The 19,828-nt window shown below is 70.1% G+C and carries 23 protein-coding genes; 14 read left to right on the top strand and 9 right to left on the bottom strand.

Annotated features, from left to right (window positions below):
* Positions 1-30 precede the first annotated feature (30 nt).
* From map to rplQ, 7 genes are all read left to right on the top strand, one after another.
* A complete protein-coding gene (gene map / locus VGO10_RS06955) occupies positions 31-798 on the top strand; it encodes a type I methionyl aminopeptidase (RefSeq protein ID WP_327466569.1) in 768 nt (255 codons plus the stop codon).
* A gap of 162 nt (positions 799-960) precedes the next feature.
* Complete coding sequence (gene rpmJ / locus VGO10_RS06950; RefSeq protein WP_037400725.1) at positions 961-1,074, top strand: 50S ribosomal protein L36; 114 nt, start codon at positions 961-963, stop codon at positions 1,072-1,074.
* A 7-nt stretch (positions 1,075-1,081) separates the two neighbouring features.
* Positions 1,082-1,462, top strand: a complete 381-nt coding sequence (gene rpsM, locus VGO10_RS06945) for a 30S ribosomal protein S13 (protein ID WP_327466557.1) — start codon at positions 1,082-1,084, stop codon at positions 1,460-1,462.
* Positions 1,462-1,857, top strand: coding sequence for a 30S ribosomal protein S11 (rpsK, locus tag VGO10_RS06940; protein WP_327466555.1), 396 nt, complete (start codon positions 1,462-1,464; stop codon positions 1,855-1,857). Before rpsM ends, rpsK begins: the two co-directional genes overlap by 1 nt.
* A gap of 9 nt (positions 1,858-1,866) precedes the next feature.
* The gene (rpsD, locus tag VGO10_RS06935; RefSeq protein ID WP_327466553.1) at positions 1,867-2,487 is read left to right on the top strand and encodes a 30S ribosomal protein S4; all 621 of its coding nucleotides are present in this window, start codon (positions 1,867-1,869) and stop codon (positions 2,485-2,487) included.
* A 115-nt stretch (positions 2,488-2,602) separates the two neighbouring features.
* Positions 2,603-3,577, top strand: a complete 975-nt coding sequence (locus tag VGO10_RS06930; RefSeq protein ID WP_327466551.1) for a DNA-directed RNA polymerase subunit alpha — start codon at positions 2,603-2,605, stop codon at positions 3,575-3,577.
* Positions 3,578-3,593: 16 nt separating this feature from the next.
* Positions 3,594-3,947: a 50S ribosomal protein L17 gene (gene rplQ / locus VGO10_RS06925; RefSeq protein ID WP_327466549.1), complete on the top strand. Its 354-nt coding sequence runs from the start codon at positions 3,594-3,596 to the stop codon at positions 3,945-3,947.
* Positions 3,948-3,953: 6 nt separating this feature from the next.
* Here rplQ and VGO10_RS06920 read toward each other — a convergent pair whose 3' ends face one another.
* On the bottom strand, positions 3,954-4,541 hold the full coding sequence (locus VGO10_RS06920; protein WP_327466547.1) for a VOC family protein: 588 nt from the start codon (positions 4,539-4,541) through the stop codon (positions 3,954-3,956).
* Between the two features lie 53 nt (positions 4,542-4,594).
* Here VGO10_RS06920 and VGO10_RS06915 point away from each other — a divergent pair, with 53 nt between their 5' ends.
* Together VGO10_RS06915 and VGO10_RS06910 are read left to right on the top strand one after the other, a co-directional pair.
* Positions 4,595-5,251 carry a Bax inhibitor-1 family protein gene (locus VGO10_RS06915; protein ID WP_327466545.1) on the top strand — a complete coding sequence of 219 codons (657 nt, stop codon included), beginning with the start codon at positions 4,595-4,597 and terminating at the stop codon, positions 5,249-5,251.
* Between the two features lie 7 nt (positions 5,252-5,258).
* Complete coding sequence (locus VGO10_RS06910; protein ID WP_327466606.1) at positions 5,259-5,981, top strand: tRNA pseudouridine synthase A; 723 nt, start codon at positions 5,259-5,261, stop codon at positions 5,979-5,981.
* On the opposite strand, the gene VGO10_RS06905 is transcribed toward VGO10_RS06910, so the two are convergent.
* Positions 5,978-6,169, bottom strand: a complete 192-nt coding sequence (locus VGO10_RS06905) for a hypothetical protein (protein ID WP_327466543.1) — start codon at positions 6,167-6,169, stop codon at positions 5,978-5,980. The genes VGO10_RS06910 and VGO10_RS06905 overlap by 4 nt on opposite strands.
* Positions 6,170-6,265: 96 nt before the next feature.
* On the opposite strand from VGO10_RS06905, the gene surE reads away from it, so the two are divergent.
* Both surE and VGO10_RS06895 read left to right on the top strand, forming a co-directional pair.
* A complete protein-coding gene (gene surE, locus VGO10_RS06900) occupies positions 6,266-7,081 on the top strand; it encodes a 5'/3'-nucleotidase SurE (RefSeq protein ID WP_327466541.1) in 816 nt (271 codons plus the stop codon).
* 64 nt (positions 7,082-7,145) lie between these two features.
* Positions 7,146-9,095 (top strand): hypothetical protein, encoded by a 1,950-nt coding sequence (locus VGO10_RS06895; protein WP_327466539.1) that lies wholly within the window; start codon positions 7,146-7,148, stop codon positions 9,093-9,095.
* Positions 9,096-9,101: 6 nt separating this feature from the next.
* Here VGO10_RS06895 and dacB read toward each other — a convergent pair whose 3' ends face one another.
* Complete coding sequence (gene dacB / locus VGO10_RS06890; RefSeq protein ID WP_327466537.1) at positions 9,102-10,331, bottom strand: D-alanyl-D-alanine carboxypeptidase/D-alanyl-D-alanine endopeptidase; 1,230 nt, start codon at positions 10,329-10,331, stop codon at positions 9,102-9,104.
* 113 nt (positions 10,332-10,444) lie between these two features.
* On the opposite strand from dacB, the gene VGO10_RS06885 reads away from it, so the two are divergent.
* On the top strand, positions 10,445-11,704 hold the full coding sequence (locus VGO10_RS06885; protein ID WP_327466535.1) for a patatin-like phospholipase family protein: 1,260 nt from the start codon (positions 10,445-10,447) through the stop codon (positions 11,702-11,704).
* 98 nt (positions 11,705-11,802) lie between these two features.
* Entirely contained in the window at positions 11,803-13,056 is a 1,254-nt protein-coding gene (locus VGO10_RS06880) for a hypothetical protein (protein ID WP_327466533.1), read from the top strand.
* Between the two features lie 497 nt (positions 13,057-13,553).
* Here VGO10_RS06880 and VGO10_RS06875 read toward each other — a convergent pair whose 3' ends face one another.
* The 5 genes from VGO10_RS06875 to VGO10_RS06855 form a co-directional block, all read right to left on the bottom strand.
* Positions 13,554-13,796, bottom strand: coding sequence for a DUF6411 family protein (locus VGO10_RS06875; RefSeq protein ID WP_327466531.1), 243 nt, complete (start codon positions 13,794-13,796; stop codon positions 13,554-13,556).
* Between the two features lie 9 nt (positions 13,797-13,805).
* Positions 13,806-14,930 carry a pyridoxal phosphate-dependent aminotransferase gene (locus VGO10_RS06870; protein WP_327466529.1) on the bottom strand — a complete coding sequence of 375 codons (1,125 nt, stop codon included), beginning with the start codon at positions 14,928-14,930 and terminating at the stop codon, positions 13,806-13,808.
* Complete coding sequence (locus tag VGO10_RS06865; protein WP_327466527.1) at positions 14,931-15,410, bottom strand: hypothetical protein; 480 nt, start codon at positions 15,408-15,410, stop codon at positions 14,931-14,933. It lies immediately after the preceding gene.
* A 73-nt stretch (positions 15,411-15,483) separates the two neighbouring features.
* Complete coding sequence (locus tag VGO10_RS06860) at positions 15,484-17,271, bottom strand: AMP-dependent synthetase/ligase (RefSeq protein WP_327466525.1); 1,788 nt, start codon at positions 17,269-17,271, stop codon at positions 15,484-15,486.
* 91 nt (positions 17,272-17,362) lie between these two features.
* Positions 17,363-17,548, bottom strand: a complete 186-nt coding sequence (locus VGO10_RS06855) for a hypothetical protein (protein ID WP_327466523.1) — start codon at positions 17,546-17,548, stop codon at positions 17,363-17,365.
* A 132-nt stretch (positions 17,549-17,680) separates the two neighbouring features.
* On the opposite strand from VGO10_RS06855, the gene VGO10_RS06850 reads away from it, so the two are divergent.
* Complete coding sequence (locus tag VGO10_RS06850) at positions 17,681-19,069, top strand: PLP-dependent aminotransferase family protein (RefSeq protein WP_327466521.1); 1,389 nt, start codon at positions 17,681-17,683, stop codon at positions 19,067-19,069.
* Here VGO10_RS06850 and VGO10_RS06845 read toward each other — a convergent pair.
* Positions 19,066-19,815 (bottom strand): Nif3-like dinuclear metal center hexameric protein, encoded by a 750-nt coding sequence (locus VGO10_RS06845; RefSeq protein WP_327466519.1) that lies wholly within the window; start codon positions 19,813-19,815, stop codon positions 19,066-19,068. The genes VGO10_RS06850 and VGO10_RS06845 overlap by 4 nt on opposite strands.
* Between the last annotated feature and the right edge of the window lie 13 nt (positions 19,816-19,828).

Below are 19,828 nucleotides of genomic sequence, written 5' to 3'. Positions count from 1 at the left end.
CGCCCGTCCCCACCCACCCGAGGCAGCGCCGTGATCATCAAGAAGTCGCCCGCCGAGATCGAGAAGATGGCCGCCGCCGGCGCCATCCACGCCCGCACGATGAAGCTGGTCGCCGGCAAGATCCGCGAAGGCGTCAGCACCGCCGAGCTCGACCAGGCCGCCGAGAAGTACATCCGCTCCCAGGGTGCGGTCCCGTCGTTCAAGGGCTATCGCGGCTTCACCGGCTCGATCTGCGCGTCGCCCAACGCGATGGTCGTGCACGGCATCCCCGGTCCGTATCGCCTCGGCAAGGGCGACGTGATCTCGATCGACATCGGCGTCACCTACGACGGCTGGGTCGCCGATGGCGCGGTGACCTTCGCGGTGGGCGAGGTCACGCCGGTCGCCGACAAGCTGCTGGAGGTCACGCGGCGCTCGCTCTTCGATGCGGTGCAGCAGTGCCGGCCCGGCAACCGCCTCGGCGACGTCTCCCATGCGGTCCAGACGACCGTCGAGGCCGAGGGCCTGTCGGTCGTCCGTTCGCTGGTCGGGCACGGCATCGGGCGCGACATGCACGAGGAGCCGCAGATCCCGAACTACGGTGACGCCGGCAAGGGTCCGCTGCTGGAGGCCGGGATGGTGCTCGCCGTCGAGCCGATGACCACCGCCGGGCGCCACATGGTGCGCATGGGCGACGACGGCTGGGCGATCTACGCCCAGGACGGCTCGCTGGCCGCGCACTTCGAGTTCACGATCGCCATCACCGCCGACGGACCACGGATCCTGACGCCCTGGCACGAGGGCGACGGCGCGCTATAAAGCCCGAAGGGACGAGCTTACGGCACGGAAGTTCGCCCCTTTGCTATCTTCAATTGTCCGCGCGTGTGCGTTGCCCCTGCATGCGCGCCATCCGTGATGTAGCAGCGGCAGCTCCCGCGGCAGCCAGAGCGCATCAACGGGCCAAACTCTTGGAAAGGGACCATGAAGGTACGACCGTCGGTGAAGCCGATGTGCGAGAAGTGCAAGATCATCCGCCGCCATGGCGCGGTGCTCGTGATCTGCCAGAACCCCCGCCACAAGCAGCGCCAGGGCTAGGTTTCTGATGGCACGAATCGCCGGGATCAACGTCCCCCTGAACAAGCGCGTCGAGGTCGGCCTGACCTACATCTATGGCATTGGCCGCCCGACGTCGAACAAGCTGCTGAGCGCTGCCGGGATCAACCCCGACACGTACGTCCGCGACCTGACCGAGCAAGAGGTCAGCAAGCTGCGCGACGCCGTGGAGAACCTCGTCGTCGAGGGCGACCTGCGCCGTGAGCGCTCGCAGAACATCAAGCGCCTGATGGAGATCGGGTGCTACCGGGGCCTGCGTCACCGCCGCGGCCTCCCGGTCCGGGGGCAGAACACCAAGAACAACGCCCGTACGCGCAAGGGTCCCAAGCGCATGTCGGTCGCTGGTAAGAAGAAGGTTGGGAAGAAGTAGTGCCCGCACCCAAGCGCCCGGCCCGTGGCCGCCGTAAGCCGAAGAAGAACATTCCCGTCGGCCAGGCCCACATCAAGACCTCGTTCAACAACACGATCGTCTCCCTCACCGACCGCGAGGGCAACGTGATCGCGTGGGAGTCCGCCGGTGGCGCCGGCTTCAAGGGCTCCCGCAAGTCGACCCCGTTCGCCGCGCAGGTCACGGCCGATGCTGCTGCCCGCAAGGGCATCGAGCAGGGCCTCCAGAAGGTCGAGGTCTTCGTGAAGGGTCCCGGCTCTGGCCGGGAGACCGCGATCCGCTCCCTCCAGGCCGCCGGCCTCGAGGTGACGGGCGTCAAGGACGTGACCCCGCAGGCCCACAACGGCTGCCGCCCTCGCAAGCGGCGCCGCGTCTAGGAATCCCGTATGGCTCGTGACACAGGCCCCCAGTGCAAGCAGTGCCGCCGCGAAGGGCAGAAGCTCTTCCTGAAGGGTGAGCGCTGCCTCACCGACAAGTGCGGCGTCGAGCGCCGCGCGTACCCGCCGGGCGACCACGGTCGTGGCCGCCAGAAGCAGTCGGAGTACCGCGTGCAGCTCCGTGAGAAGCAGAAGGCCCGCCGCTATTACGGCGTGCTCGAAGGCCAGTTCCGCCGCTACTACGACAAGGCGTCGCGCCAGGAGGGCATCACGGGTGAGAACCTGCTCATGCTCCTGGAGTCCCGCCTCGACAACGTCGTCGTGCGGCTCGGCTTCGCCGCTTCCCGTCGCCAGGCTCGCCAGATGATCCGCCACGGTCACTGGACGATCAACGGCCGGCGCGTCGACATCCCCAGCTATCAGGTGCGTGAAGGCGACGTGCTGGCCGTCAAGGTCGGTACCGGCGCTGAGGCCATCATCCGCGACGCGACCGAGCTCACCGCTCAGGTCCCGGCGTGGCTGCAGGCCGATCACGATGGTCTGACGGCGAAGGTGCTGCGCAAGCCCGAGCGTCGTGAGATCACGACGCCCGTGCAAGAGCAGCTCATCGTCGAGCTGTACTCCAAGTAGGACTTGATTGACCGCGCGCCCTCCCATCCGTTGACGGCGGGAGGGCTGCGCGAGAGGCCCGGCGACTCCCCGCTCTGCTGCGCCGGGCACCACGACGAAGAACCAGGACCTCCCAGTGCTCGACTTCCAGATCCCTCGCATCACCAGCGAATCCGTCGAGGAGCATCGCGGCTCGTTCGTGATCGAGCCCCTCGATCGCGGCTTCGGCTACACCTTCGGCAACTCGCTGCGCCGCGTGCTGCTCTCTTCGCTGGCCGGTGCGGCCGTCACCAGCGTCCGGATCGAAGGCGTCGCCCATGAGTTCTCGACGATCAAGGGCGTCACCGAGGACGTCACCGACATCGTCCTGAACCTCAAGGGCATCGTCTGCCGGATGCACTCCGACGCGACCGAGATCGAGGCCCCGCTGGTCGTCACCGGCCCGGGCGAGATCACGGCCAAGGACATCGACCTGCCCGCGGGCGTCGAGATCCTCAACCCCGATGTGCACATCGCGACGCTCGAGAAGAAGACCAAGCTCGAGATGTACATGACGATCGGCCGCGGCCGCGGCTACCGCCCCGCTGAGGAGAACAAGTCTCCCGACCAGCCGATTGGCGTCATCCCGATCGACTCGATCTTCTCGCCGGTGCGTCGCGTCGCTTACGCGGTCGAGCAGGCCCGTGTCGGTCAGCGCACCGACTACGACAAGCTCACGCTCGACATCGAGACCGACTCCTCGATCGATCCGCAGGCCGCGCTGCGCGAGGCTGCCGAGATTCTGATCAGCCAGCTGGCGATCTTCACCGACGCCGACCGCATCGAGGAGCTTCGCGCTGGCCCCGGCGGCGCGCTGGACGCGGGCCAGGTGCCCGGCACCAACGGCGCCGGCGCCACCAGCCAGGGCCCGATGCACGACATCCTCATCGAGGAGCTCGAGCTCGGCGTCCGCTCTTACAACTGCCTCAAGCGCGCCGGCATCCAGACGGTGGGCGACCTCATCTCGAAGTCCGAGGGAGAGCTCGCCGCGATTCCGAACTTCGGCAAGAAGTCGATCGACGAGGTCATCGAGACGCTGCACGCGCGGGGCCTGGCTCTGCGCGACGACTGAGAAGGACTGAGACACCATGCGCCATCAGAAGACCCGTCACAAGCTCAGCCGCGACAGCGCGCACCGCAAGGCCCTGCTGGCCAACCTCTGCAAGGAGATCATCCAGCACGAGCGGATCAAGACCTCCGAGGCCAAGGCCAAGGCCGTCAAGCCCGAGGTCGAGCAGCTGATCACGCTCGCCCGCAAGGGTGACCTGCACGCCCGCCGCCAGGCCCTGTCGATCCTGGGCCAGGACAAGTTCACCGTGCACAAGCTGTTCGAGGAGGTCGCTCCGCGCTACGTGGACCGGCCGGGTGGCTACACCCGCATCCTCAAGCTCGGCCCGCGTCGCAGCGACGCGACCGAGATGGTCTTCATCGAACTGGTCTAGTTCGAGCTAGCTGTTGTAGGGATCGCGCGGCGATCTGTCTTGCGACAGAGAGCCGCGCGACGTCGTTGTGAGGGCCTCGATCGCGTCGGCGAGGTGGACCGGCGCGATGTTGTAGTCCTCACGGGCGACGCGGAGCTTGTGGGCTTCGAGCAGGACCTCGGCGTGGGTGAAGCCGTGTGGCGGCTCGAAGCGGTAGGAGGCGAGCTCGATCAGCAGGCCGAGCGGGTCGGTGAAGTAGATCGAGTCCATGAAGCCGCGGTCCTTGACGCCGCTGTGGTGGATCGCGCGCTCGTCGAGGCGCTCGACGGCCTGGCGGAAGGTCGCGTTGGAGACCGCGAAGGCCAGGTGGTGGACACAGCCCGGATCTGTGGGAGTGCGCGCCGGGTCGGCAGTGCGCTCCTCGTTGGTGAAGATCGTGATGAGCCGGCCGTCGCCCGGGTCGAAGTACAGGTGGCTCTCGGCCGGGTTGTCGAGGTTTGGCTGCTCGAAGACGAACGGCATTCCGAGCACGCCCTCCCAGAAGTCGATCGACGTCTGCCGGCCGGCGCCGGTGATCGTGATGTGGTGGACGCCTTGGGTCTGGAGCTTGCGCACGTCTCGGATCATGTCCGGTTGCGGGCCGCCTGCCAAGAGGTACTCTGGCGCACATGAGCGACCTCTACGGCAGCTACGCCGGCTCGCGCGCCCCGGCGCGCGCGAGCACCATGACCCTCTTCGGCCAGGTCATGTTCCTGGTCGGCATCGCGATCGCGTTCCTGGCGGTCGGCACCATCGTCGGTCGTGACCTCGCGTTCGGCACGGCCCGCATCCTCAGCTTCGTGGCGTTCGGCATGGTCCTGGCGCAGTCGTTCGTGGCGCCGCTGCGCCACGGCGGGATCGGCATCGCGTGGCTGTTCGGCTTCGCGCTGATCCTCGGCCTGGGCCTCGGCCCGGTGCTCGAGTTCTACGTGCAGAGCGACCCGACCGCCGTCACGCAGGCCGCGGGCGGCACGGCGCTGATCACGGTGGGGATGGGCGCCTACGGCACGGCGACGTCGAAGGACCTCGCGCGCTGGATCCGGCCGCTGAGCTACGCGCTGCTCGGCGTCATCGCCATCTCGCTCATCGCCTGGCTCTTCGGCTCGGGCGGCAGCCCGCTGATCAGCTTCGCGGTCCTCGTGCTCTCTTCGCTGATCCTGATCGTCGACTTCAACTACCTGCGCCGCCAGGCGACCGAAGACGACGTCATTTGGATCGCGACCGGGATCTTCGTCTCGATCGTCAACATCTTCCTGTCACTGCTGAACCTCTTCGGCCGGAGCTAGCGGTCCCCTGAGCGCGCGGCTCACCGTCGAGTACGACGGCACCGGCTTCGCGGGCTGGGCGCGCCAGCCTGGCCTGCGGACCGTCCAGCAGACGATGGAGGAGGCCATCGCGACGCTGCGCGGCGGGCGCGGCGTGGAGCTGACCTGCGCCGGGCGCACCGACCGCGGCGTGCACGCCTGGGGGCAGATCGTCTCGCATCCAGGCGAGCCCGTGCCGCTGGAGGGACTCAATGCCGTGCTGCCGGCCGACGTGGCGGTGCTGGATTCCGCGGTAGCGGCCGACGGTTTCGACGCGCGCCGTGATGCGCTCTCGCGGACGTACTGCTTTCGGCTTGACATCCGGCCGATCGCATCGCCGTTCGAGGTCGGTCGGGCGCTGCACTGGCCGCACCCGCTCGATCGCGATCTGCTCGCCGCGTGCGCGGAGGCAATCGTCGGGAGACACGACTTCACCGCGTTCACGCCGACCGAGACCGAGCATGTGCGCTTCGAGCGCGTGGTGCTGAGCGCTGAGTGGCATCGCCGTGGCGAGACGTTGGAGTTCTGGATCACCGCCGACGCGTTCATGCGCCACATGAACCGCGTGCTGGTCGGGACGATGCTGCAGGTCGCCACCGGCCGGCGCTCACTGGACTCGTTCGTCGCGCTGCTCAGCGGTCGTCCACGCGAGGAGGCGGGGCCGACGGCCCCGCCTCACGGGCTCTACTTCGCCTCGGTCGCGTTCCCCTAGACCGCGGCGCCGCGGCGCCCGCTGAAGAACAGCACGAGGGCGACGATCGCCAGCGCGAACAGGATCGGGTGGATGATGACGCCACCGGCGATCGCGATGATCAGCAAGATGATGGCCAAGATGAGCAGCATGTAGGGGATCTCCTCCTGATGATGGACGGCGACGGGTGATGCGGTGGGACTTCTCAACCCGCGATCAGGAGTGCCCGCCCGACCCGTTGCGTCAAACATGCGCATCTTGCCGACGTGGCTCGGCGTGACCTGCGTGGGACGTAAGCTGGGGGCGTGCGCGTGCTGCTGACCAACGACGACGGGATCGATGCCGAAGGGCTGCAGCGACTCCGGCGCGAGCTGCTGAGCACGCCTGGTGTTGACCTCGCCGTGGTCGCGCCAGACGGCAACCGCTCGGCGATCGGGCGCGGCATCACGACCCGTCGCGCGCTCGCCGTGGAGCGCATCGCCTTCGGCGACGGCACCTTCGGCTACGCGACCGACGGCACGCCGGTCGACTGCGTGCGCCTCGCCAGCCTCGGCCTCGTCGAGGGCTGGGCGCCCGAGCTCGTCGTGTCCGGCATCAACCACGGCTCCAACCTCGGCGACGACGTCACCTACTCCGGCACGGTCGCCGCCGCGATGGAGGGGCTGCTGCTCGGCCTGCCGGCGATCGCGGTCTCTCAGCAGTCCGAGAGCCGTGAGATGGATTTTCGCCTCGGCGTCGACTACGACTTCGAGGTCGCTGCGCGCTTCACCGCACGCCTGGTCGAGGAGCTCGAGGATGTCCCGTTGCCGCCGAGCACGTTGTTGAATATCAACGTGCCGGCCGGGACGCCCCACGGCATCGAGGTCGCCCGGCTGGGCAAGCGGATCTACCGCGATCGGCTGCAGGAGCAGGAGGGCGATGGCGCGCGGCGCACCTACTTCATCTACGGCACCGAGCCGAGCTATGAGGACGAGCCGGGGACCGACCTGGTTGCCGTCGCCTCCGGGCGCATCGCCGTAACGCCGGTGCATCTGGATCTGACCCACCACGACGGCATCGGGCCGCTGTCGGCCGCCGACCTGCAGCGCCTGCTCGCGCCGGCGGCCCAAGAAGTCGAGTAACGCTGGACAGGGCAGTCGGCTGCTGCGATGGTGGCGGCCCGCACCACGAGCAGAAGGCTTCACCATGCCGGCACGCCCCCACCGCACGAGTCGATGGGCGCATGCCGCCCTTGCGCTCTCTTGCACGATCGTGCTCCTGCCGGCCTTCGCCGAGCCGGCCGGCGCCGTCACGACCAAGAAGCGCTGCAAGGCGGGCGAGGTCGCGCTGCACTACCTGGCTGCGCACCACAAGAAGCCGGCGTTCCTGTGCGTGCGCATGGTGGCGGTCGGGCGCACGCCCGCGGCGGCCGCGGTGGCCGTGGAGCGCATGGTCAGCGCCGGCCGGCTCCTGCCCAAGTCGGCGCGCAAGCTGGTGTCGCGCTTCCCGCGCAAGCTCGAGCGCGCCTTCGCGCGGGCCCGTGAGGCCCAGGTGCGCCAGGGCGCGACCGCGAAGGCGGCGGCGTCCAAGCCGGGCGATCCGGTCACGACCAGCACCAGCACCGTGATCGCGCCGGCCGACGGCCAGGCCGGCGAGGGGACGGCCAGCTCCACCTCGACAACGCAGACCACGGAGGGCGTCGAGCGCTCGACGGTGCGCTACACGCACTCCTCGACCTCCAAGCACACGGTCTTCGGCCCCAAGTGCCCCGACTACGACGGCAACGTGGTGACCAAGCTCGTCTTCATCGACACCGACATCCATGCGATCGAGCAGCGGGGGAAGCGCACGATCGTCGAGACCGAGTACCGCGACACCGCCACGGTGACGGGCGGGTTCAACGACGACATGGCGCTGCGCGCGCCGCTGCATCTCGAGATCGAGCTCGTCGTCGTGACGCGCAAGCGGGTTGAGATCGCCGCCACGCACAAGGTCGTCAGCACCAGCTCAGCTGATCCTCAGCGCGTGGGCCTGCAGACCGAGATCGGCGAGAGCGTGCTCAAGGACCCTGGCGGCTCGCTCCAGGATCCGCTGAAGATCGTCATGGACATGACGCTCAGCGGCGGCGGGGCGGTCAAGTTGGAGGACTTCGCCAGCGACGGCGGGTCGTTCTTCCTGTTGATGGTCGGAACGAGCTGGTTTGCCGAGATCGGAGCGATCAACGGGTTCGCGGCGACCTTGAAGAACATGGTGGGCTTCGCGTGCGTGTCGGCCGAGGCGGTCCCGTCGTCGCTGACGCTCGGCAAGGGCAAGAGCGGAGACTTCACGGTGACGGTGCGCGGCCTGGACGACCACCGCCCACTGCCGTCCAACGCGCAGGATCAGGTGCGGTCGGGCGACGTGACGATCTCCCCGCTGGCCGATCGCGACATCCGCGGGCCGGCGACCGGCACGGTGTTCCACGTCACCAACGTCGGTGGCGCCAAGGGCGAGGTCACGGTCGGCATGGTGAGCCGGCGCGGGTCCGCGCCGACGGTCGTGGTCCCGATCGCTCCGCCCGGCTGCGGTGCTTCATCGCGCGTGGCGGTGCTGCGCCAGGCGGTCTCCTGCACGGGCAAGCTCGCCGGGACCTTCAGCGCCACGGCCGACCTCCGGCCTGAGCCGGGTGGGATCCCGGTCGACGTGACGATGTCGGGCAGCGTGGTGCTCAAGCCGATTCCGGCGCCGTTCCCGGCGTTCCCCGGCATCGTGGCGCCGACCTACTACGGCGTCGAAAGCGGCAGCTTCCACTACCACGCCGGCGGCACGCTGGTCGGTGGTTGCCAGTTGCTGGCCGACGGCCCCGTCGACCTGCTCTTCGACAGCACCAACCAGCAGGCCAACGTGCTGACGCTGACGGCCGGGCCGCCGGCCACGTTCACGATCGCCCTCGCGCCCCCGGCGACGGCGACCGTGCCCGGCACCATCGCGCAGTGCCCCAACCCCGACGACGACCACGCCATCACCTGGGGCGTCACCACCGGCGTGCCCTCACTGATCTGGTCGCCGACCGAGCAGCCGTTGGGCCCCAACGGCGAGGTCGCAGGGACCAACGCCGGCGTGACCACGGGCGGCGTGGCGCAGCAGACGTGGGTCTGGGACCTGCAACCGCAGTGAACGCGCTCAGCCGTCCAGCCGCGCAATGACCGACACCATCCGGTCCTCGACCTTCTTGGCGCAGTAGTTGCAGACCCTGTTCTCGATGAACGAGAACGCGACGCGCACGCCGCCGGTGGTCGTGCAGTAGCCCGACAGCGCGCTGACGCCGATGAGCGTGCCGGTCTTGGCCGCGCAGCGTCCGGCGGCGGCTGTCGCGCGCATGCGGGCGCGCAGCGTCCCGGACCGGCCTGCGACCGGGAGCGAGGCCTCCCAGGTCGGCGCTGCGTCCTGGCCGTCCATGCGCTCCAGCAACCGGACGATCTCGCGCGGCGTCGTGCGGTCGATCCGGGAGAGGCCGGAGCCGTCGACCATCTTGGGGTGGATGCCGAAGGTGGCCAGTTGCGCGCGCGCGACAGCGACGCCGGCAGCCGTCGTGCCGCCGGAGCCGAAGCGGGCGCCGAGCGCCTTGACCAGCATCTCGGCGTAGAAGTTCTCCGACGGGATGTTGGTCTGGGCGATCAGGCTGGCGATCGGCGGCGAGGCGAGCGTGGCCAGCGGCTCGCTATCAGCCGCCACGCCGCCGCCGGCCACCGCGCTGAGCTTGCCGGCGCGCGGCTTGCGCTCGTACCTGACCTCGCGGGCCTTGAGCAGCGCCGCGAGCTTGGTGGCGGCGCCCTTGGCCGGGCCGGTGGCGCCGGCGCGCCCGTGGCGCCACGACAGCGCGGTGAGCCAGCCGCCGAGGTCGCCATCGGGGCGATAGGCGGAGTCCGGGCCGCCGCGCAACGTGTCAAAGAGCGACTCGTCGCCGATCACGCCGCCGTCGATGCGCACCACGCCCTTGGCGACCAGCTGGTCGGCCAGCGCCTGCAGGCCGGCGTCACCCAGCGTCGGGTCGCCACCGCCGACGAGGTAGACATCGCCACGCAGGACGCCGTCGGCATCGATCTCGGCGCCGGGCGCGGTCTGCAGTGTGGTCGACAGCGTCCCTGCGCCACCGAAGCGCAGCAGCGTGGCCGCGGTGGTGAAGAGCTTCTCGTTGGAGGCCGGCGCCAGCGCGAGGCTGTCGCGGTGGCTGAAGAGGACGTTCCCGTTGGCGAGGTCGACGACGTAGGCCCCGGCGGCCGGACCGAGGCGGTGGTGGAGCGTGGTCAGCGTCGAGCGCAGGCCCGCGCGGTCGACGGCCCGGGCGGTGGGGGCGACGACCGTGAGCACGAGCGCCACGACGAGCGCGAGCAAGGGGAGACGGCGGCGCACGGCACGGGACGGTAGCGAGGCGCGCCGTCAGAGCGGTGCACATATCCGGCCGCCCGCCCGTGCCTGGCCGGTCGGATGGCTCGTGTCGTTTCAGGCACCGGTACGATTCCTTGATGGGCAAGGTCGTCAAGCTCGAGTCTGCCGCGGCGCCCAAGGGCGCGCCTCGGCGCCGGCGCCCGCGCCGGTCAAAGACCGCGCTCGTGCTCGGCGGCGGCGGCTTCACCGGCGGGGTCTACGAGATCGGTGCGCTTCGGGCGCTCGACCTGCTCTCGGTCAACCGCACGGTCAACCAGTTCGACGTCTACGTCGGCACGAGCGCCGGCTCCTTCGTCGCCGCGCTGGCCGCCAACGGCGTGACGCCCGAAGAGATGATGCGGGTCGTCAACCAGCAGGTGCCGACGCCGTTTCGCGACATCGACCTCGGGCAGCTGCTGCGGCCCAACCTGGTCGAGTACGCGCGCAAGGGCATGGCCTTGCCGTGGAAGGCCGTCTCGGTCCTGCGCGAGCTCGCGCCGCAGCTCGGTCAGGTGTCGGTCATGGACTTCGCGCTCGGCCTGGCCGAGGGGCTGCCGTCGGGCGTGTACTCCGGCTCTGGCCTGGAGTCCTACATGCGCACCGTGCTGTCAGACCCCGACCGCAGCGACGACTTCCGGCTGTTGGACCCCGAGCTCTACCTCGCGGCGACCGACCTGGATACCTGTGAGCGCATCGTCTTCGGCGCCAACGACTGGGACGACGTCCCGATCTCTACTGCGGTCCGCGCCTCGACGGCGCTGCCGATGGTCTACAAGCCGGTCAGGGTCCGTGATCGTGAGCTGATCGACGGTGGCATCGTCTCGACGACGAACGTCGACATCGCCGTCGAGGCCGGGGCCAAGTTCATCGTCGTGGTCAACCCGCTCGTGCCCTACGTCAACGACTTCACCGAGCGGGTGAGCGGCCTGTTCGGCTCCCGCCCGCGGCACGTGAGCGACATGGGCCTGCCGCAGATCGGCTATCAGGCGTTCAAGTTGATGGCTTACCAGCGGCTGCACGAGATGGCCAAGCAGTGGGAAGACCGCTACCCGGGCGTCGACATCGTGCTGATCGAGCCCGAGCCCAACGACGAGCTGATGTTCCAGACGTCGATCATGAACTTCACCAAGCGCGTCGACATCGCCCGCCATGGCTTCCAGTCGGTGACGCTCAAGCTCGCCGAGGATTACGAGCGGTTCCAGACCATCTGCGAGCGCCACGGGATCGAGATCTCCGCGACGCGCGTGCGCAAGGTCGTCAAGCACTTCGCCGACGAGCAGGAGAAGACTCGGGCGTGGCGCAAGATCCTGGAGCAGACGACCGGCAGCCTGCTCAGGCAGTCGGATTCCGGGACGTAGGTCGTCTCGACGACCGGCAGCCTGCTCAGGCAGTCGGACTCCGGGTCCTAGGCGCCTGCGCCGCAACTTCGCGACTGCTTCGGTTTTCTGAGGGCGAGATGCCACGGATCGTCGCTTTGCTGATCGCAGCCGCGCTGCTCGTTTTCGCCGCCACCGCGCTGGCTGCCGACCCACCGCTGGCCGACACCGGCGCGGCCAAGGACGTGGGGCAGACCCAGGCGACGCTGACCGCGAAGGTCACGCCGCGCGGCGCGGCCACCAGCGTGCGCTTCGACCTCGGGACGAGCACGTCCTACGGGCTGCAGTCCTCGAGCAAGGACGTGGGGGCGGGGACCGATCCGGTCACCGTGGAGATCCCGGTTCAGGGCCTGACGGCCAACACGACCTACCACTTCCGCGTCGTAGCGACGAGCGATGGTGGGACGGTGCAGGGCGCCGATGCGACGATGAAGACCGCCGCGGTGCCGGTCGCGCCCACGCGACCTGCCGCGACCACCGGCGGCGTGCGGGACGTGACGGTCTCGGCGGCGACGCTGACGGCGTCGGTCGGCCCGCACGGCGCGAGCACGTCCTCCAAGTTCGATTACGGGCTGACGACCTCCTACGGCACGTCGACGCAGACCGCGTCGGCCGGTGCCGGCACGGGCACCAGCTCGGTCAGCGCGCGCATCAGCGGCCTCACCGCAGGCAAGCGCTATCACTACCGGATCGTGGCGACCAACTCATTGGGCACGACCCGCGGTGCGGACCGCTCGTTCGTGGTGGCGTCCACGCCGACGGCTGCGACGCTGACGGCCGGCAAGGATCCGGTCACCTACGGCGGCGCCGTGACGCTCACCGGCAAGCTCGCTGGCTCCAAGGTCTCGGGGGTTCGCGTGCGGCTGCAGACCACGGCGTTCCCCTTCAACACGCCGTTTGCCGACACCGGCAACGCGCTGAAGAGCTCGAGCTCGGGGGCCTACACCTTCACCTTGCCGGCGGTGACGCGCACGGTGCGTGCGCTGGTGATCGCCGATGGCCTGCCGACGATCATCAGCAAGATGGTCGTGGTCCGCAGCGCGGTCCGTGCGGGGATCACGTCGCTGACGCGCCGGGCCGACGGCCGCGTCGTGGTGCGCGGTCGCGTGATTCCGGCGACCTCGCGCGGGATCGCGGCGCTACAGCGCCAGAGCACGACGGGCAAGTGGCTGCCGCTGCGCCGGGCGCACATCGGGGCCGACGGGCGCTACTCAGTGACGCTGCGTGCGCGCAAGCGGGCGATGGTGGTTCGGACGGTGGGGCTGCCGCATGACGGTGGCGCGCATGTGAGCGGGACGTCGCGCAGCGTGAAGGTGGGGGCGCGGCGGCGGTAGGGCCGGGCCGGGGCGGGCCGGGCGCCGGGGGCGCTCAGTGCGGGCGTTGGCCGGTGGTGCGCGGCGTGGTCTGTCGGCACCGAGGAGAGCGAGCGGGGAGTGTGGCTCGCTGCGTCGGCTGGTCGTCCGCCTCCGCCAGGGGACGGTGGGCCTGTTTGCGGACGGCATACGTCCGTGTCCGGGCCCACGTCCGCCGGCCGCTGCGCTTCGCGGTGGGGTGGGCCTCCTTGCGGACATCATGCGTCCGCAGACAGGCCCACCCCGGCTCGTGGGGGACTCGACGACATCGAACCCGCGCATATCGCGGGTTCGGTGTCGTTCGCGAGGAACCAGCGGTTCGGCTCCGAATCGCCCGGTCGCGCTGCCGCGAGCGCCAGCCACACCAGCCGCGGTTGCGCAGCCCCAGCGCTTCTCGCCCTCGGTGCCGACAGACCACGCTGCGCACCATCGGCCAACGCCTGCGCTGAGCGCCCTCGACGCGTGCGCCACCCGGCCATCTACAGCGGCAGCTTCCCCCGCCCCCGGCGCCCACCCTCGGCGCTGCGATTAACGGCCTTCTGCGACGTCTGAAACGGCTTGGCGAACCACTTGCCAAGCTTGCCCGGCGCCTTGGACCCGCCGCGCGCGCCCATGCCGAACGCCCGGCTCGCACCCCGCTGCGGATGGCGCGACAGCCGTGGCGCGAGGAACGCGAGGATGGCCAGGACGATGCAGAGGGCGAGGACGCCGGCGATGAGCATGTCCGGGGGCTACCCGGAGATGGCGTCCAGCGAGCGCAGAAAGCGGTCGACGTCCTCGGGCCGGTGCGGCACGGTCAGCCGCACGCGGTCTGGGGCGCCGACGCCGTTGCCCGTCTGCACGACGATGCCGGAGTGGCTCAGCCGCGTCGCGAGGTCCGAGGCCCCGTGCGGTCCCGGCGCGGGCAGCCAGAGGACGTTGGCCTGTGAGGCGCCGACGTCGAGCCCGCGCTCGCGCAGCTCGGCGGTGAGCCGCTCGCGGTGTGCGGCGATCGTCGCGCGGCGGCGCTCGATGACGCCGCCGACCGTGCGAATCGCCTCCAGCGCGCCGGCCTGGGCCAGCTCGTTGACGCCGAGCTCGGGCGCCAGCTGCTCCAGCAGCGGCTCCGCGCCCGGGCCGCCCAGCGCGTAGCCGCAGCGCAGCCCGGCCAGCCCCCACGCCTTGGAGAACGTCCGGAAGATCAGCAGGCGCGGGAAGCGCTCCAAGAGGGCGAGCGTCGCGTCCAGCGGCTCGGCGTCGGCGAAGTCGCGCAGCGCCTCGTCGAGCAGGACGACCGTGCGCTCGGGCAGCGCCTCGAGCAGGCGCGCAAGCTCGTCGACCCCGAGCAGCTCGCCGGTTGGATCGTTCGGGTTGCAGAGCGCGACCAGCCGCGTGCGCTCGTTGACCGCCTCGAGGATGCCGTCGACCGAGAAGCTCGTGATCGGCACCGCGACCCCGCGCGCGTGGCGCGCGACGACCGGATAGAGCGCGTAGGACGGCCACGGCGTGATCAGCTCGTCGTCGGGCTCCAGCAGCGCGGCGGCGGCCTCGGAGATCAGCTGCGCGACGCCATCGCCGACGACCAGCCGGCCTTCGGCCACCCCGTGGCGATGGGCCAGCTCGGAGCGCAGCTCGGCGCTCGAGCGATCTAGGTAGCGGTGCAGCCCGCGCCGCGCGGCGAAGGTGATGGCGTTGACGATCGCGGGGTGCGGGTAATCGGGCCACGTCGTGCGCGACAGGTCCAGCGGCTCCACACGCGACAGCGCCTTGGCGCGGCGCTCGGCGGCCTGGTCGCGCAAATCGGCGTTGACCTCCTCCTCCGAGAGCCCCTCGAACTGCTTGTAGTAGCCGAGAAGTCCTCTACGCTCGCCCGCCATCTACCCGCCCTGACCCGAGAAGCTCGAGGAGCCGGGGCCGTTGATGATCAAGAACCAGAACAGGAAGATCGACGCGCAGACGATCGCGGTGATCGCGAAGACGCGCCCCATGACGCCCGAACGCTGGTCGATGCCTGCGGCACGGCGCACGAGGATCCACGCGCGGTCGACGCGCTTGAGCAGCATCAGGCCGCCCAGGAGCACCGCGATCATCACGGCGAAGGCGACGAGGATCGCGAAGCCGACGTTGCCGGTCCAGTACTGGACACGTCCGGCGATCCACAGCGCGCCGGCGGGGATCGGGCCCCAGAACAGCAACGTGATGACGATCTCGGCCGTGAGCAGCAGGTGCGCGAGCGCCCGGTCGATGCGTTGACGTGCCAGCGTTCCCCGCTCGGGCAGCGCGCGGTACTTCGTCGGCGCCGTTCCTGGACGGCGGCCGAGGAACAGCCCGCCGTTGTCGGTGGGATCCGTGCGCACAGCTACAGAGTACGACCTCGTTCCGCGCCGTTGGCCAGATGCCCCGCTTCAGGGTTCGATTCAGGGTCCGGCGTCAGTTGTACAGCTCGTCGAACAAGCCGACGTATTTCTCGTTGACCACGTTGCGCTTGACCTTCAACGTCGGCGTCAGCTCGCCGGTCTCCTGCGAGAGGTCGTGGTCGAGGATCGCGAACTTCTTGACCTGCTCGACCGGCGCGTACTTCGCGTTGGCGGCGTCCAGCTCGGCCTGGATCAGCGCGCGCACCTGCGCGTCGTTGGCGAGCGCCGGGATCGACCGATCCTCGATGTCGTGGGCCTCGGCCCACGGCACGATCTCCTCCTCGTCGAGCGTGATCAGCATCACCGGGTAGGGCCGGCGGTCGCCATGCATGACGGCTTGGGAGACCCAGCGGGTCTGCTTGAGGTCGTTCTCCAGGTTGGCCGGCGTGAGGTTCTTGCCGCCCGCCGTGATGATGATGTCCTTCTTGCGGCCGGTGATCGAGATGAAGCCGTCGGCGTCGATCGAGCCGAGGTCGCCGGTGTGCAGCCAGCCGTCGTCCACCGCGCCGAACGACGCGTCGTCGTTGCGGTAGTAGCCACCGAAGATGTTCGCGCCGCGGATCAGCAACTCGCCGTCCTCGGCGATCTTGACCTCGACGCCGGGCAGCGGTTTGCCGACCGTGCCGAACCGGTGGTCCTCGGGCCGTGAGCTCGTGGCGACGGTCGACGTCTCGGTCATCCCGTAGCCCTCCATCACGGGGATGCCACAGCCCCAGAAGAACTCGAGGATCTCCTGGGCGATCGGCGCCGCACCGGTGACCGCCTCGCGGATCCGGCCGCCGAAGAGGCCCCGGACGAACTCGGCCTTCGGCGCCACCTCGGCGAACTGCTCGCGCAGCGCGTCGGGCACCGCGGCCCCGCGGACCTCGAGGTCCTGGATCTGGCCGCCGACCGTCCGGACGGTCTCCAGCTCCTCGGCGCTCAGCTGCTGCTGGGCCAAGGTGTACAACTTCTCGAAGATGCGCGGGACCGACGGCAGGTAGGTCGGCTTGACCTCCATCAGCTCGCCGATGATCGCCTTGGCGTCACCGCCGTAGTAGGCGATCGCCGTGCCGCGGTCGACCGCGCCGAGCTGGACGAGCAGCGCGAAGGCGTGGGCCAGCGGGAGGAAGAGGTAGACGAGGTCGTCGCCGCCCTCAAAGAGGCCGCGGGCGGCGACCATGTCGAGGACCGAGCGGTAGTTGCCGTGGGTCAGGACGCAGCCCTTGGGCGGCCCCGTGGTGCCCGAGGTGTAGATGAAGGTGAACGGATCGTCGGGGCCGACGGCGGCGGTGCGGTCGGCGAGCAGGTGCGCGTCGCGACGGTTGCCGCGGGCGCGCAGGTCGTCGAGCGAGATCGCATCGGCGACATCTCCGGACGGGTCGACCACGATGATCTTGCGCAGCGCGGGCAGCTGCTCGCGCACGGCGACGATCTTGGCCACCTGCTCGGCGTCCTCGCAGACGACGAAGACCGACTCCGAGTTGCCGGCGACCCACTCGCACTCGCCGGCCGAGTTGGTGGGGTAGATCGGGACGACGACTCCACCGGCGGAGGAGATCGCAAAGTCCGCGTAGGCCCACTCCGGGCGGGTGTTGCAGAGGATGGCGACGCGCTCGCCGGGCTGGAGGCCCAGCGCGATCAGCCCCAGGCCGATCTCGGTGACGATCTCGCCGACCTGCGCGAACGTGACGTCTCGCCATTGACCGTCGACCTTGTGCTTGATCGCGACCTGGTCGGCGAACTGCTCGGCTGCTCGGGCGCAGAGGTCGGCGATCGTCGTCGACCCGGTCCCGCGAGCGGGCGTGGTGCCAGCCTCCATGATGATGCTCCTCCTGCTGCGTTGACACCGTGTCAGCAGAGGAGTCTAAGGTCCGCGCGCCTTGCGCGCGAGCGGCATTGTGGACCCCGCGCTAGGCGGTGGCCTCGGCCCTCGTGCCGTGGACTCCGGAAAGGTCCTCAAGCGATGCGAGGAACAGGGTCTTGTCGATGCGGCCCTGGAAGATCGGAACGCCCATTTCCATGCACTTGGCGATGACGTCACGCCGTTCGAGACCGGTCTCGCGAGCCAGTTCAGTCGGCGTCAGGTGAATAGCCATCGGCATGCCTCCTATGTAGGGAGTTGGTGACGGAGGGAACGTAGCGCGCTCCACGGACGGCCTCAAGCCTGTTGGCCGAACGCACAATTTCCGGTCCGTAAGGCGACGGGAGGCGCACATGCAAGAGTCCTGATGATGACGCCCACCGAGCGCCTCGGCCTCGATCTGCTGGTCAGCGTCGATCGCGACGGCGATCGCTCGCTGCGCGTTCAGCTCGAGGATCAGCTGCGCGACGGCATCCGTCGCGGCGCGCTGCACGCCGGCACGCCGTTGCCCTCGACGCGTGCGCTGGCCGGCGAGCTCGGCGTCTCGCGCGGGGTGGTGGTGGAGGCTTACGCGCAACTGGTCGCCGAGGGCTTCCTCGTGGCGCGGCCGGGCGCGGTGACGCGGGTGGCCAGCGTCGCTCGCCACGAGCCCGCCGAGCCGCCCGAGGAGCGGATCGCGCCGCCGGTGCGCTTTGACTTCCGGACCGAGGCCGCCGACCTCTCGGCGTTCCCGCGGCGCGCGTGGCTGGCCGCGCTGCGCGAGACGCTGCGCGACGTCCCCGATGTCGGCCTCGGCTACGGCGACCGGTCGGGTGCCCCGGCATTACGGGTGACGCTTGCGGCCTACCTCGGCCGCGCGCGGGGCGTGGCGGCGGAGCCGGGCAACGTCGTCGTGTGCACGGGCATCACGCAGGCGATCACGCTGCTGGCGCGCGCCCTGCATCGCGCGGGGGTCGCCCGCGTGGCGGTCGAGGATCCCGGCTTCCCGTTGCATCGCATGGTCTTCGCGCGCGAGGGGCTGCGCGTGGTCCCGATCCCGGTCGATGCCGGCGGGCTGGTGGTCGAAGCGCTCGACCACGCCGACGTCGGCGCGGTGCTGCTGACGCCGTCTCACCAGTTCCCGCTCGGGATGGCGCTGGCGCCGGAGCGCCGCGCGGCGCTGGTGGACTGGGCCGCGGCGCGTGAGGCGTGGATCTTCGAGGACGACTACGACGGTGAGTACCGCTTTGACCGCGACCCGGTCGGTGCGCTGCAGGCGCTCGCGCCCGCGCGGGTCACCTACCTCGGCTCGGCGTCCAAGACGCTGGCGCCGGCGCTGCGGGTGGGCTGGATGGTCGTGGCGCCCGATCTCCTGGAGGCCGTCGGCGAGGCGAAGGTGCTCGCCGACTCCGGGAGCCCGCAGGTCGACCAACTCGCGCTCGCGCGCTTCATCGAACACGGCGAGCTGGATCGCCACCTGCGCCGCATGCGCGGCAGCTTCCGCCGCCGTCGCGACCTGATGATCGCCACGCTCGCCGATGAGCTGCCCGAGCTGAAGGTCGAGGGCATCCCTGCCGGGCTGCACGTCTGTGGCCGCCTGCCGGCCGAGGTCGCGTTGGGGCCGCTGATGGCGGCGGCGTGGGAGCACGGCGTCGGGCTCTACGGCTTCCAACACGGCGACGTCGCCCGCGTCCTGCTCGGCTACGCCAACCTGCCCGAGCCGTCGGTCGAGCCGGCCGTGCGCGCGCTGGGCGAGCTCGTGCGCACCGCCGGTTAGATCGGGTTGGGGATGTCGATGAATGTGTGCCGGATGCCGAACTCGCGCTCCAGCAGCTCGCCCAGGCGGCGCACGCCGAAGGTCTCGGTCGCGTGGTGGCCGGCGGCGAGGAAGTGGAGCTGCGCGTCGGTGGCGATGCTGAACGCGCGCTCGGCGGGCTCGCCGGTGACGAAGGCATCGAGGCCGAGGGCGACAGCGTCGAGCATGCTGTCGCTCGCCGCGCCGGTGACGATGCCCAGCGTGCGGATCCGCTCCGGACCGGCCGGGACGACCAACGGCTCACGGTCCCCGACCGCTGTGCGCAATCGCGCGATCAGCTCGTCGATCGTCAGGCCGTCGCCGTCGAAGCGCACCTGGATGCCGATCTCGGCAAACGGCTGCGGGTCGAGGCCGCCGAGCGCCGCGGCCAGCAGCGCGTTGTTGCCGTGCTCGGGGTGGGCGTCCAGCGGCAGGTGGTAGGCGGCGAGCGCGATGTCGTGGGCGAAGAGCGGCTGCAGGCGGCGGTGCAGGATCGGCGTGATCTGCTGCGGATCGCCACGCCAGAAGAGGCCGTGATGGACCAGGACGAGGTCGGCGCCGGCGGCTACCGCGCCGTCCAGGAGTAGTCCATTCGCTGAGACGCCCGTCACGATGGTCTGAACTTCCTGGCGGCCGGGTACTTGGAGGCCGTTGGGGCCATAGTCGCGAAACGCGTCGACCGCGAGCAGCTGATCGAGGTAGGCGATGATTTGTGTGATTTGTGGCATACCGGTAAGGGAA

This window comes from Baekduia sp. (assembly GCF_035996765.1).
GTDB lineage: Bacteria > Actinomycetota > Thermoleophilia > Solirubrobacterales > Solirubrobacteraceae > Baekduia.
The sequence above is the reverse complement of the archived record's forward strand: the minus strand, read 5'-3'. Positions and strand labels throughout refer to the sequence as shown.